Source organism: Nocardia colli, assembly GCF_008704205.1.
GTDB classification, from domain to species: Bacteria; Actinomycetota; Actinomycetes; order Mycobacteriales; family Mycobacteriaceae; genus Nocardia; species Nocardia colli.
This window is the reverse complement of the sequence record NZ_VXLC01000001.1, coordinates 857,736-870,944: the sequence shown is the minus strand read 5'-3', so window position 1 is coordinate 870,944 and position 13,209 is coordinate 857,736. Positions and strand designations below refer to the sequence as shown.

Sequence of the window (13,209 nt, the reverse complement as noted above, 5' to 3'; positions counted from 1 at the left end):
AAATGTCGCTCAAGCGCTTGGCTGATCCGCGTAACAGGTCGTGTCCTCCGCGGGCAGCGCACCCGAACCGAAGTACGTATTGATCGCGTCATTCACACACGAACTGAGCCCCGGCCGAAATGTCATGTGAATACGCACATCCTGCAACGTGACCAGCCGCGACCCGGACATATCCGCATGCAACCGAACCGCATGCGCGAGCGGAGTCCGCGGATCACCGCTCGAATTCAGGATGAGCGCGGGCACCGCGTTACGCACCACGGTCGCCGGTTCCACCGGCCCCGCCCAGAACGCGCACGGCTGAATATTGCCCGCCATCGCCCCGAACACCGGTTGACTTACTCGGGTCTCCTCGATGTTGCGCCAGTACCACCCCGGATCCCGCGGCACCCCGACATCGCCGCAGGCGATCTGCGCCAACGTCGAATCCTCGCCATCGCGCAACGCCGTGATCGTCGCGCTGAGCCACGGCGTCCGCGCCGACGTCGCCGGCCCGCCCGCGGCATCGGCGATCTCGCGCACCGTATCGGCCAGCTTCTCGTTCAGCCGGAAGTTCATCAGCATCCCGTGCAGGATGAACGGCAGCCAATGATCGTCGATGGCGAAGCCGTCCATGACGATCGGCTGCCGCGCCACCGTATGCAGCAGGTCCTCCACCGTGCCGCGCACCAGCTGCGGCGTCGCACCGAAGTGGTACGTGTCGTCCTTCGTCGCGGCCCAGGTGGCCCAGTCGTCCAGGGCGCGTCCGTCGGCCGGCCCCCAATCCTGCACCAGCCCTTCCCAATACCGGTCCGGATCGATCGCGCTGTCCAGCACGATCCGCCCGCTGCGGTCCGGGAACATCTGGGTGAACACCGCACCGAGGTAGGTGCCGTAGGACAGCCCGAAGTAGTCGATCTTCTGCTCGCCCAGCACCCCGCGCACGATGTCCATGTCCCGCGCGGTATTCCGAGTGGTGAACTGCCGCATCATCTCCGGGTCGTGCACCAGGCAGCCCGCGGCCATGCCCACCGACTGCACCGTGTCGTGCACGAAGCCGAGCGGATCCAGCCCCGCCGAACGGATCATCTCGCCGACCGGCCACCCGCAGCGCGGACTGCGCCCCGACTCCCCGACCCCGCGCGGATCCATCCCGATCAGGTCGTGCGTCGCCAGGACCTCCGGCGTCAGCACATCGCCGAGCAGATCGATACTGTCGAGTCCCTCGCCGCCGGGCCCGCCCGGATTGGCCAGCAGAATCCCTTGGCGCCGAGCCGGATCGGTGGCCTCGACCCGCGAGATCCGCACGGTCATCGTCCGCCCGTCCAGGTGTCCATAGTCGAGCGGCACCAGCACATCGGCGCATGCTCCGCCGGCCTTGTCCAGGTTCGCGATCTCGCAGGGCTGCCAGTACAGCTGCTGGCCGTAGAACCGGTCGAGGCCGGCGGGTCGCGCATCGTCGCCGGGCGCGGCATTGCTGTAGACCGGCACGGCGGCGAGCACCGACACCGCGATAACCGCCACCGACCGCCGCAACACCCGCACCACCAACAGACTCGCCTCTCACATACCGTCTCGCGCAGAGAACGGTAGCGGATCGGGCCGGTGTCGGTCGGCGGTATCTATTCCGCCGTCAGCTGTACCTGTTCCTCACAACGGCAGCGCGCGGTCGTCGAGCACGCACTTGCCCGCCTCCACCAGCGTCGCCCGCGCCCGCCGCCGCACCCGGCACCGGTCCACGGTGCAGTCCAGGTGCAATTGCATTGCCGCATGGGCTTGTTCGACGTTCAGCACGCCGGGATCGGCGCCGCAGGCCAGCATTGCGGCCACGTGCATGTTCAGGTTCGTGAGTTGCATCAGGCGACTCCCGCCGGCTGCGGGCCGACGGACCATCGATGTCGGGTCGGCGTCGGTTCCTCGGGCCAGGCGGACTGCCGCACCGCCATCCCCACCGCCTCCAGCGCGGTCAGCCCGACCTCGTCGGCCAGCTCACCGACCAGATCGAGCAGCGACGGCACCACCTCGGCAACCCGCAGTGCGGCAACGGCTTGCGCGCAGGTCAGGGTGCGGCCGGGGAGGTATGACACCACCCAGCTTCCGTGCCCTACGCTGCGCGCGCGATGCGCGGTGAGATCGCTGGTCATCAAGGACGACGCAATGACATGTACAGCCATGACTCCTCGTTCCTGCGGGCGACTCTTGCTGAGTGCCCGGAAGTTTCGAGGCGGCGACGCCGGGGAGGGCGTTCGATCCGTCCGGGCATACTTCCAGCACACCATTGCCGGGTGCGCGAAACAACGCCCGCGATGGATATCCAAAGATTTCGCGCGAATTCCCAGCACGAAAACCAGCCGGGAGGGGAGGATTCTCCATAGTGGACGAAAGAGCCCGCTGCCCAAGCGAAGTGACGGGGAACCGAGCTTGCTGGTTGCCCCCGCACAATCGCTGGTGAGCAGCAGAACACAGAACGGAGCGTGCTGTGTCAGCGAGTTCGGCAAGAACGTCAGCGAGTTCGGAGCGAGCGTCCGGGGGATTCGACAAACCGACCGGTACCGAGAGCGCCTCCTCTACTCTACCGCGCCGGCAACTGGGCCGATACCTGCGCGATTGGCGGACCCAGGCGGGGCTCACCATCGCCGAGGCCTCACGGCTGATGGAGTGGGGCGCAAGCACTTTGCAGCGGCTGGAGAAGGGGCAGGCCGATCGCATCCGCACCATCGACATCCAGGAACTGTGCCGCATCTACGGCATCCACGAGCAGCTGGCCGACGGGCTCAAGGGCCTGGCCCAGCAGGCCGCGGTGAAGAGCTGGTGGCATGCCTACGGCGATCTGATCCCCGAAAACTTCGATGTCTACGTGGGTTTGGAGGCATCGGCCCAGCAACTGAGTTCTTACCAATCGGAACTGGTGCTCGGTCTGCTGCAGACCGCGGACTACGCCCGGGCTCTGCATCGTCTCGGCTACCCGGACGATTCGGAGGCGGAATTGGAGCGCCGCGTCCAGCTGCGGTTGCAACGACAGGCGTTGATCACCCGCAAGTGCTCCCCCGCGACGGTTGCCGTGGTGTTGCACGAGTCGGTGCTGCGCCGGGTGGTCGGTGGCGCGAAGGTGATGGCGGCCCAGCTACGCCACCTCGCGGACCTGAGCACCAGCGACAACGTCTCGGTGCGCATCCTGCCGTTCGCGGCGGGCATACCGCTGGGCGATTCCACCGGGCCGTTCACCGTGCTGGAGTTCGGCACCGACAGCAAGGGACAGCCGGTGGAGCCGCCGGTGGTGTACGTGGAGGGCTTCACCGGCGATCTGTATCTCGAACGCCCGGTCGATGTGCAGCGGTACCATCGGGCGCACGAAAGCCTGCAGCGAGCCGCGCTGGATATCCAGACCAGCAGGCAACTGCTACGGCAAGTGGCTAAAGAGTTTGCGGCATGAGTATCTAACTTATTGGGGCGCAATAATTTACGTTCACAGCCGGGGTATGGCGACTATTGGCCGACCCCTGGCTCCAACAAAGGAGTTTGTCGTGAGCATCAACAATGGCGCGAATGTTGATCTTTCCGGAGCGACCTGGCGCAAGGCGGGCAACGGCGAGGGCAAGGACAGCGTCGAGGTAGCTCTGCTGGCAGACGGCCACATCGGCCTGCGCGACGGCAAGAATCCCGACGGCCCGGCCCTGGTCTTCACGCCGTCGGAGTGGGCCGCGTTCACCGCGGGCGTGCACGATGGCGAGTTCGACCGCCCCGAATAGTTTCGCTTCGATAACAATGGGGTAGCCCACTCTTTGTGGACCGTGGGCTCAAAGGTTCCCACTCCCGGTACAAGAAATTGCGACCTGGGGATTGGGTCGAATGGCTGATCGTCGCGTTGCTGTTCGCCGTGACGGCGATCGGCCTGTTCATCCTCACCGGATCGCTGCTGTCGTCGCTGGTCATAGCCCTGCTCGTCGGCGTTGTCGCCGTCGCGGTGGTGGCCATGCTGTAAATGGGTGTGCCCTCCGGCATTGCCGGAGGGCACATCGTCAGCGCTGAATCCGTCCCTCAGCGCCGAAACAGCTTGTTACCCAACCACACCAGCGGATCGTATTTGTGGTCCGCGACGCGCTCCTTCATCGGGATGAGCGCATTGTCGGTGATCTTGATGTGCTCGGGGCAGACCTCGGTGCAGCACTTGGTGATATTGCAGAGGCCGAGCCCCTGCTCGTCCTGCGCCAGGTCGCGCCGGTCGGCGACGTCGAGCGGATGCATTTCCAGCTCCGCGATCCGCATCAGGAACCGCGGCCCGGCGAACGAGGTCTTGTTCTCCTCATGATCCCGCACCACGTGACAGGTGTCCTGGCAGAGGAAACATTCGATGCACTTGCGGAACTCCTGCGAGCGCTCCACATCGATCTGCTTCATCCGGTAGTCGCCCGGCTTGAGATCCGCGGGCGGGGTGAACGACGGAATCTCGCGTGCCTTCTGATAGTTGAAGGACACGTCGGTGACCAGATCCTTGATCACCGGGAAGGTGCGCATCGGGGTGACCGTGATGACGTCGGCCTCGGTGAAGGTGGACATCCGGGTCATGCACAGCAGGCGCGGACGCCCGTTCACCTCGGCCGAGCAGGAACCGCACTTGCCCGCCTTGCAGTTCCAGCGCACCGCCAGATCGGGCGCCTGGGTGGCCTGCAACCGGTGGATGATGTCGAGCACCACCTCACCCTCGTTCACCGCGACGGTGAAATCGTGCAGTTCACCGCCGTCGAGGTCGCCGCGCCACACGCGGAATTTGGCGTCGTAACCCATCGCTACGCCTCTCGCTCAGTCGATTTCCCGGCCTGCGCCGGATGCCCGGCGATTTCCTCCGGGGTGTAGTACTTCTCCAGCTCGCCGAGGTCGAAGAGGGCGAGCAGTTCCGGCCGCATCGGGAGCTGATCCTTGGGCGTCACCGTGACGTCCGGGATGGTCTCCCCCGCCGTGCTCGGATCCACCGCGCAGACCAGCAGCTTGTGCCGCCAGCCGGGATCCATCGACGGATGATCGTCGCGGGTGTGCCCGCCGCGACTCTCGGTGCGCAGCAACGCCGCCTTCGCGACGCACTCGCTGACCAGCAGCATGTTCTCCATGTCCAGCGCGAGGTGCCAGCCCGGGTTGAACTGGCGGTGCCCCTCGACGGTGACCTGCTTGAACCGGGCGCGCAGCTCGGCCAGCTTGGTCAGCGCCTCCTGCACCTCGTGCTCCTTGCGGATGATGCCGACCAGGTCGTTCATCGTCTGCTGCAGGTCGGTGTGCAAGGTGTAGGGGTTCTCGCCCGCGCCCTCGGTGGGCGGATCGAACGGCGCCAGTGCGATTTTCGCGGCCGCGGTGATGTCGGCGTCGGTGATCGTCGGTCGCTCCGCGAGCTGCTCGACGTACGCGGCGGCGCCGAGGCCCGCCCGGCGGCCGAACACCAGCAGGTCCGACAGCGAGTTGCCGCCGAGCCGGTTGGAGCCGTGCATGCCACCGGAACACTCGCCCGCGGCGAACAAACCGGGCACCGTCGCCGCCCCGGTGTCGGGATCGACCTCGACGCCACCCATCACGTAGTGACAGGTCGGGCCGACCTCCATCGGCTCCGCCGTGATGTCCACGTCCGCCAGCTCTTTGAACTGGTGATGCATGGACGGCAGGCGGCGCTTGATCTCGTCGGCGGGCATGCGCGAGGCGATATCGAGGAAGACGCCGCCGTGCGGGGTACCGCGGCCGGCCTTGACCTCCTCGTTGATCGCGCGCGCGACCTCGTCGCGGGGCAGCAGGTCAGGGGTTCGGCGCGCGGAGTCGTTGTCGCGCAACCACTGATCGGCCTCCTCCTCGGTCTCGGCGTACTGCCCCTTGAACACCGGCGGGATGTAGTCGAACATGAACCGCTTGCCGTCGGTGTTCTTGAGCACGCCGCCGTCGCCGCGCACCCCCTCGGTGACCAGGATGCCCTTGACGCTGGGCGGCCAGACCATGCCGGTCGGGTGGAACTGCAGGAATTCCATGTTGATCAGCGTGGCCCCGGCGCGCAGCGCGAGCGCGTGGCCGTCGCCGGTGTACTCCCAGGAGTTCGAGGTCACCTTGTACGACTTGCCGATGCCGCCGGTCGCCAAAACCACTGCGGGCGTTTCGAACAGGATGAAACGGCCGGATTCGCGCCAGTAGCCGAACGCGCCGGAGATCCGGTCGCCGTCCTTGAGCAGCTCGGTGATGGTGCACTCGGAGAAGACCTTGATCCGCGACTCGTAGTCGCCGGTCGCGGCGAAATCCTCCTGCTGCAGCGAGACGATCTTCTGCTGCATGGTGCGGATGATCTCCAGGCCGGTGCGGTCACCGACGTGCGCCAGCCGCGGGTAGGTGTGGCCGCCGAAGTTGCGCTGGCTGATCCGGCCGTCGGCGGTCCGATCGAACAGTGCCCCATAGGTTTCCAGTTCCCACACCCGGTCGGGCGCCTCCTGGGCATGCAGTTCGGCCATGCGCCAGTTGTTCAGGAACTTGCCGCCACGCATCGTGTCCTTGAAATGCGTTTGCCAGTTGTCCTTTTCGTTGGCATTGCCCATCGAGGCGGCGCAACCGCCCTCGGCCATCACGGTGTGCGCCTTGCCGAACAAGGATTTGCACACCACCGCGACGGAGTGACCGTGTTCTCTGGCCTCGATCACCGCGCGCAATCCTGCGCCACCGGCCCCGATGACGACGACGTCGTACTTGTGCCGTTCCACTTCTGGCATGGCCGCGAATACTCCTGGGGTTGGGGCGGATCAGTTGATGAACCGCAAGTCCGAAATCGTCTTGCTGGCAACCAACATGACGTAGAAGTCGGTCAGCACGAGCGTGCCGAGGGTGGTCCAGGCCAGGGCCATGTGCCGGGTGTTCAGTTTGGAGACCTGGGTCCAGAACCAGTAGCGCACCGGGTGGGCGGAGAAGTGCTTGAGCCGTCCGCCCGCGATGTGCCGGCAGGAATGGCAGGACAACGTGTACGCCCACAGCAGGATCACGTTGAGCCACAGCACGAAGTTGCCGAGGCCGAGACCGAAGCCGCCGTCCTTGCCGTGGAACGCGACGGCCGCGTCGTAGGTGTTGATCACCGAAACCACAATGGCCACATAGAAGAAGTAGCGGTGCGCGTTCTGGATGATCAGCGGCAGCCGGGTCTCGCCGGTGTACTTGGCGTGCGGCTCGGCGACCGCGCAGGCCGGCGGGGAGAACCACACGGCCCGGTAGTAGGCCTTGCGGTAGTAGTAGCAGGTCAGCCGGAAGCCGAGCAGGAACGGCAGCACCACGAAGCCGAGCGGAATGATCGTGGGCAGATCGCCGAACGGCGTGCCGAAGTGGCTGGCGCCCTCGACGCACGAGGTGCTCAGGCACGGTGAGTAGAACGGCGTCAGGTAGTGGTAGTCCGGAACCCAATATGCCGTTCGCACATAGGATCTGATCGTCGCGTAGATGACGAACGCACCCAGGCCGAGCACCGTGACCAGCGGTGGAACCCACCATCGGTCGGTGCGTAGCGTGCGTTCGGAGATTCGGGCCCTGGTCTTGCTGAAGACACCGGTCCCCGTTTCCGGGGTGGTGGTCGGTGCGGCACTCACAGGTGGATGCCTCGCTGATCTGCTGTGCGGTTGGTCATCGATACCTCCGCAAATTGAATGTGATGCCCAGCACCATACGACACCCCCGCTATCGCTCGAGCGGGGTCCCGGCATACCGGGTTGGGGTGAATGCCCGTGATTTGCGCCACATTGGCTGTCGTTTCAACCGTCTCCGTCGAGCGGTGAACCGACCGCAAACTCTTCGAACTCGACTAAACCAGAACAGCATTCGAGCGCCGTCCGGCTAAACGAAACCTGAAGTCGAAATTGCGACGCGCCGGTTGTCACACGGAGGCAACATATTTGTGGTGATCTTCTCCCGAGATGTACCCGCTGACGTGCGCTGATACCCACGTCTGCGCCGGGCTTGGCCGGGGGAAGGAGCACCAAGATGAGAAGAGCCGCGATCGTTGCGCCGGTGCGTACGCCGAGTGGGATCGAAGGGGGTGCGCTGTCCGGAATGCCGCCGGAATGGATGGCTTCGACGGTGCTGTCGGCGGTGATCGAACGCTCCGGAATCGATCCGATGCGCATCGAGGACGTCGCGATGGCATGCATCGACGGCGGTCTGGCTACCGGTCCGGAGTTGAGCAGGCTGGCCGCGCGCGGTGCGGGTCTGCCGTTCGCCGTGCCCGGATTTCTGACCGATCGGCGCTGTGGCAGCGGGCTGCAGGCGGTGATCACCGCGGCCATGATGGTGCAGACCGGCGCGGCCGATGTCGTGGTGGCCGGCGGCGTGGAGTGCGCCGCGGATGCCGTTGCCTGCCACGGGGAATCGGCCAGCCGCTCCGATGTACTGAATGCCGAGGACGTTGCCCGCTATTACGGCATCAGCCGGACCGAAGCCGACGAGTTCGCCGTGGCCAGTCATCGCAAGGCCGCGCGCGCCTGGCGGCAGGGAACCTTCGCCGCCGAGGTGATTCCGGTCGGTGTGGTGGACGAGCCGGGTTGGGCCGACCCGGGTCTGGAAGGCACTGGCGGACACCGGATTCTGCGGGACGAAGGGCTGCGCGACGACGTCTCCACCTACACGTTGGCCGCGTTGCGACCGCTGCTGGTGAACGGTGTGGTCACCGCGGGCAATATGAGTGCGCATCGGCACGGCGCGTCGGCCTGCCTGGTCGTCGCGGAGGACCGGCTCGTCGATCTCGGCCTGACCCCGATGGCGTATCTGGTCGGCTGGGCCGCGGCCGGATGTGATTCGCCGACCGCGTCGCTCGGTGCGGCGCCGGCGGTGGCGAAGCTGCTCGGCCGGACCGGGATCGACCTGGACGATATCGATCTGGTCGAGATCAACGAGGGTTTCGCGGTGGAAGTGCTTGCGCTGGCCAAGGAGTGGGATTTCGATCCGAGCGACCGGCTCAATGTGAACGGCTCGGCCATCGCCCTCGGTCATCCGGTGGGCGCCACCGGCCTGCGGATCATGACCACGATGCTGCACGAGCTCGCACGGACCGGCGGCAACTACGGCCTGGAGGCGATCGCGCTCGGCCATGACCACGGCATCGCGGCGTTGTTCGAATCGGCCGGGTCGGCCCCGATCGTCGAGACTCCGCGCGGGGCGCGGTTCCACGGCGCTCGGCCGAACCGTCGGTTCGGCAAGCACCGCGCCTGACCCTCGGACAGAACTTCGCGGACCCACCGGCACGGCGCGGGCCCGCGAAGTCGGGTTTCGGGCTATTCGGTCCGCGGGCGCGAGTGGAAGCCCAGGCCCTCGTCCTGCGCACCCATCCAGGCCGCCTCGTCGGACTTGCTGTCCGGGACGTAGATGGTGTCTTGCGGACGGCGCCGGATTTCCGGCGGCGGCGACTGCTCGAGCTCGTCGGCGTCGATGACGAGCCGCTCGAGGTCGTTCTCCAGCCGCCGCACCATATTGGCGTCGCCGTAGTGGCTGCGCAGTGCGCCGATGGATTGCCGGAGCTGGCCGACCGTGTAGCGGAGTTCCGCGATTTCGCTGCGTGTCATCGATACCTCCTGTGTTCCTGGCAGACATGCGAACTCGGTGGGTAACGGGTACTTCCATGGTCTGCCTGGAAGCGCGCTGCACCAAGCCGTGTGACTCACCACACAACGTGATCTTTAACACAGTACAGAAAGAATTCAGATCTGGCTCGTCAGCTGCGAATCTTCGGCAGTTCGCCCAAGTGTTGCTCGTAGTCGGCCGGCGCGCTTGGTGTGAACCACCGATCGGTCAACTTCGGTGATCGCGCGCCGCCCAGCATTCATCCGGCGACGGCGTACTCCGGCCCTTGCCCGCGCAGTCCGGTGACGACCTGATCGACCCATCCGACGATGGACAGCGCGACCTCTTCGGCCCGTTCGAAGATCACGCTGTGCCCCGCGCCCTCGAGCGGAACCAGCCGCGAGCCGGCCAGCTGCGAGGCCAGCACCACCGAGTGCGTGAACGGCACCACGATGTCCGCGGTGCCCGCGAGCACCAGCGCCGGGATGCCGCCGAGCCGGTGCAGCGTCGCCGTCTCGTCGAAGGTGATCAGCGAGGCGAGGAAGCTCGACATGGTCAGCAGCGGGGTGTCGTTCAGCATGGCCGTGGCGACCGCGACCATGCGCGGATTCACCCGCCGGGTCCCGGAATTCGCCGCGCGCATGATCGGTTCGAAGATCCGGCGCGACATCCGCTTCGAGCCCTGCATGACCCGCGGCGCGCGAACCACCGCCACCTGCAGCGAGTTCACCGCTCGCCGCTTGAGGAACCGGCCGAGCCCCACCTCGGTGAGCCCGTTCGCGGCGCCCGCGATCAGGCCGACGCCGACCACCCGGGTGCCGATGTTCTCCGGGAACAGCCGGGAGTAGGCCAGCACCACCATCGCGCCCATCGAATGCCCGACCAGGATCACCGGCCCGGTCGGCGCGACCGTCCGCAGCACGGTGTCGAGATCGCGCCCGAGCTGGTCGATGGTGTACGTCGACGGGTCGGCCTGTCCGGATTCGCCGTGCCCGCGATGGTCGTAGAACACCATCCGGGTCTCGGCCCCCCACTGCCGCAGCAGTTGATCACGCAGGAACGACCAGGATTCGGTGCGCAGGCAATGACCGTGCACGAAAACCACGGTCAGGGACGCGGCTTCGATCCCGAACGTGCGAACCGCGATGGGGATCCCGTCCTCGGCCGACACCGTGACACGGTGACCGTCGTAATCGGCGGCGCAGCGGGCGATCGTCGTGGACATGACGTCCTCCTAGGAGGGTGCATCCTTGCGGAGCGTTCTTGCCCGGTTGTCGATATACATTTCCCCCGCGTTACCACCCCATACCTGGCGTTATGCACAAGTTGCCCAACCGATGCACGCGATGTACCCACACCCCCGCCAACCACCCTCCACCGCAGAATCTACGAATCACTAAGGCACACCCTAGATTCCGATAGAAGCCCATGATCGGTCGTCGCTTGCCGAGTATCGGGCTGTCGATCGGGTTTTCTAGAGTTCCCTAGATTTGGCTACCGAGTGGCCACTCCGCCCCGTCATGAAAATCTACGACTATCTAGTGATTCACCGATACTGTCAGATATTCACCTGACAAAGGCACCCGCCGGACGTCACGTCGGTGGTGGAGCTGTTCGGGACGTGACGTCCGGTGGGTGGCCGACTGTGTCCGGTCAGGGGGTGGAGGGGCTGCGGGTGGAGGGGAGGAAGGGGCGGAGGAGGTTTTGTTCGGTGGACGGGCCTAGTTGCCATTCGGCGATCCAGGGGCCGGTGCCTTCGCTCGGGTCGAAGACGCCTTCTTCCAGCCAGGTGTAGCGGCCGGTGAGGACGCCGCGGGAGAGGGTGCGGTCGTCGTCGTCGGTGTTGTCCCAGAGTGCGTCGAACAGTCTGCGGATCCGGACTCGGGACTGTTTGCAGAAGGCGTCCGCGAGTTCGGTCGCGGCGGTGGCCTCCGGCGCGCCCGCGGTGCGCAGGGCCTGGGCCCGCATGCAGGACGCGGACATGGCGAACAGCTCGGCGCCGATGTCGACGATCCGGCCGAGGAAGTTCTGCTTGTACTCCAAACCGGCCTGCCAGCGGCCCATCGCGTACATCAGGGACCTGGCCTGCTTGCGCGAGCTGCGTTCGACGAACCGCAGATGCTTTGCCAGCGTGCCGAATTCGGTATAGGCCGCGGGCACGGTGCCCGAGCCGACCGCGAGCTGCGGGAACCACTTGGCGTAGAAGCCGGTCGCGCCGACCGCGGCCTTCGCCTTGTCCTTGAACTCGGCATTGCGGTCGACCAGCGCGCCCGCTGCGGACATGTGCGCGTCGGCCATCTCCCTGGCGATCAGCAGCCGCATGATCTCGCTGGAACCCTCGAAGATGCGGTTGATCCGCAGATCGCGAACCAGCTGTTCGGCGCCGACCGCGCGCTCGCCACGCGCCGCGAGCGAGGCGGCCGTCTCGTAGCCGCGACCGCCGCGGATCTGCACCAGCTCGTCGGCGATGGTGCAGCTCATCTCGCTGGCCCAGAGTTTGGCCAGCGCCGCCTCGATCCGGATGTCGTTGCGCGCCTCGTCGCACATGGCGGCGGACAGGTCGAGCGCCGCCTCGAGCGCGTAAGTGGTTGCGGCGATGAAGGAGATCTTCTGGCCGACCGCCTCGTGCTCGCCGACCGGCTTGCCCCACTGCACCCGCTCGGTGCTCCACTCCCTGGCGATCTTCAGCGACCACTTCGCCGACGCCGTGCACAGCGCCGGGATGGCCAGCCGCCCCGCGTTGAGCGTGGTGAGCGCGATCTTCAGGCCGTCACCCTCGCGGCCGATGAGATTGGCCCGCGGCACCCGCACGTTGTGCATCCTGGTGACGCCGTTCTCGATGCCGCGCAGGCCCATGAACGCGTTGCGCCGCTCCACCGTGATGCCCGGCGAGTCGGCCTCGACCACGAACGCGGAGATGCCGCCGCGATGCCCCTCGCTCTTCGGCACCCTGGCCATCACCACCAGCAGCTCGGCGACCACACCGTTGGTGGTCCAGAGCTTGACGCCGTTGAGCTCGTAGGCCGTTCCGTCCTCGATCGGGGTCGCGGTGCTCGCCATCCGGGCCGGGTCGGAGCCGACGTCGGGCTCGGTGAGCAGGAACGCGCTGACCGCGCCGGCGGCACAGCGCGGCAGGAACTCCGCCTTCTGCTCGTCGGTGCCGGCCAGCTTCAGCGGTTCCGGCACGCCGATCGACTGATGCGCCGAGAGCAGCACGCCGAGACTCGGGTGGGCCGAGCCGACCAGCATCAGCGCGCGGTTGTAGCCGAACTGGGAAAGCCCCTGCCCGCCATAGGATTCCGGAATCTTCAGCCCGAAGCAGCCGAGTTCGGCCAGCCCCTTGACGTACTCGTCCGGGATCCGGCCCTCCGCCTCGATCACCCGGCCGTCGATGGATTCGCAGAACGGCCGCAGCCTGGCCAGGTAGGCCTCGGTGCGGGCGGCGTCCGCGGCCCCCGGCTGGGGGTACGGGTGGATCAGATCGAGCCGGAACCTGCCGAGAAACATCTCCTTCGCGAACGATGGTTTGGCCCAAGTGGTTTCGCGAGATTCCTCGACCAGTGCTCGGGCCTGTTCTTCGGTGGCGTCGACTTTCGCGGCTGTCGCCATGATGTCCTCCTCGGACGTGATCAGGATCACATTCGAGTGTAGGAACTTTAGTTACCCGCCGGTAGGGCC

The 13,209-nt window shown here is 66.3% G+C and carries 13 protein-coding genes; 4 read left to right on the top strand and 9 right to left on the bottom strand.

Translation table 11 applies throughout. The features are described from left to right. Positions 1-9: 9 nt before the first annotated feature. From F3087_RS04235 to F3087_RS04225, 3 genes are all read right to left on the bottom strand, one after another. Positions 10-1,527: an alpha/beta fold hydrolase gene (locus tag F3087_RS04235; protein WP_223884866.1), complete on the bottom strand. Its 1,518-nt coding sequence runs from the start codon at positions 1,525-1,527 to the stop codon at positions 10-12. 102 nt (positions 1,528-1,629) lie between these two features. Then, a complete protein-coding gene (locus tag F3087_RS04230; RefSeq protein WP_150400402.1) occupies positions 1,630-1,836 on the bottom strand; it encodes a hypothetical protein in 207 nt (68 codons plus the stop codon). Then, complete coding sequence (locus F3087_RS04225) at positions 1,836-2,153, bottom strand: hypothetical protein (RefSeq protein ID WP_150400401.1); 318 nt, start codon at positions 2,151-2,153, stop codon at positions 1,836-1,838. Before F3087_RS04225 ends, F3087_RS04230 begins: the two co-directional genes overlap by 1 nt. Positions 2,154-2,458: 305 nt before the next feature. Here F3087_RS04225 and F3087_RS04220 point away from each other — a divergent pair, with 305 nt between their 5' ends. From F3087_RS04220 to F3087_RS04210, 3 genes are all read left to right on the top strand, one after another. Next, positions 2,459-3,412: a helix-turn-helix domain-containing protein gene (locus F3087_RS04220; protein WP_396897527.1), complete on the top strand. Its 954-nt coding sequence runs from the start codon at positions 2,459-2,461 to the stop codon at positions 3,410-3,412. 91 nt (positions 3,413-3,503) lie between these two features. After that, positions 3,504-3,728: a DUF397 domain-containing protein gene (locus F3087_RS04215; RefSeq protein WP_223884809.1), complete on the top strand. Its 225-nt coding sequence runs from the start codon at positions 3,504-3,506 to the stop codon at positions 3,726-3,728. Positions 3,729-3,805: 77 nt separating this feature from the next. Next, positions 3,806-3,961 carry a hypothetical protein gene (locus F3087_RS04210; RefSeq protein WP_223884808.1) on the top strand — a complete coding sequence of 52 codons (156 nt, stop codon included), beginning with the start codon at positions 3,806-3,808 and terminating at the stop codon, positions 3,959-3,961. A gap of 56 nt (positions 3,962-4,017) precedes the next feature. Here F3087_RS04210 and F3087_RS04205 read toward each other — a convergent pair whose 3' ends face one another. The 3 genes from F3087_RS04205 to F3087_RS04195 are packed head-to-tail and all read right to left on the bottom strand — an operon-like array spanning position 4,018 to position 7,568. Next, complete coding sequence (locus F3087_RS04205; RefSeq protein WP_150400398.1) at positions 4,018-4,764, bottom strand: succinate dehydrogenase/fumarate reductase iron-sulfur subunit; 747 nt, start codon at positions 4,762-4,764, stop codon at positions 4,018-4,020. Positions 4,765-4,766: 2 nt separating this feature from the next. Then, positions 4,767-6,707: a fumarate reductase/succinate dehydrogenase flavoprotein subunit gene (locus tag F3087_RS04200; protein WP_150400397.1), complete on the bottom strand. Its 1,941-nt coding sequence runs from the start codon at positions 6,705-6,707 to the stop codon at positions 4,767-4,769. Positions 6,708-6,737: 30 nt separating this feature from the next. Continuing rightward, entirely contained in the window at positions 6,738-7,568 is an 831-nt protein-coding gene (locus tag F3087_RS04195) for a hypothetical protein (protein ID WP_150400396.1), read from the bottom strand. 391 nt (positions 7,569-7,959) lie between these two features. On the opposite strand from F3087_RS04195, the gene F3087_RS04190 reads away from it, so the two are divergent. Beyond that, positions 7,960-9,183 (top strand): acetyl-CoA C-acyltransferase, encoded by a 1,224-nt coding sequence (locus tag F3087_RS04190; protein ID WP_150400395.1) that lies wholly within the window; start codon positions 7,960-7,962, stop codon positions 9,181-9,183. Positions 9,184-9,245: 62 nt separating this feature from the next. Here the strand turns inward: F3087_RS04190 and F3087_RS04185 are convergent, their stop codons facing one another. The 3 genes from F3087_RS04185 to F3087_RS04175 all read right to left on the bottom strand — a co-directional run bounded on the left by F3087_RS04185 (position 9,246) and on the right by F3087_RS04175 (position 13,140). Next, a complete protein-coding gene (locus tag F3087_RS04185; protein ID WP_150400394.1) occupies positions 9,246-9,533 on the bottom strand; it encodes a hypothetical protein in 288 nt (95 codons plus the stop codon). A 257-nt stretch (positions 9,534-9,790) separates the two neighbouring features. Then, positions 9,791-10,756 (bottom strand): alpha/beta fold hydrolase, encoded by a 966-nt coding sequence (locus F3087_RS04180; RefSeq protein WP_150400393.1) that lies wholly within the window; start codon positions 10,754-10,756, stop codon positions 9,791-9,793. A gap of 428 nt (positions 10,757-11,184) precedes the next feature. Beyond that, positions 11,185-13,140, bottom strand: a complete 1,956-nt coding sequence (locus F3087_RS04175) for an acyl-CoA dehydrogenase family protein (RefSeq protein ID WP_150400392.1) — start codon at positions 13,138-13,140, stop codon at positions 11,185-11,187. Positions 13,141-13,209: the final 69 nt, after the last annotated feature.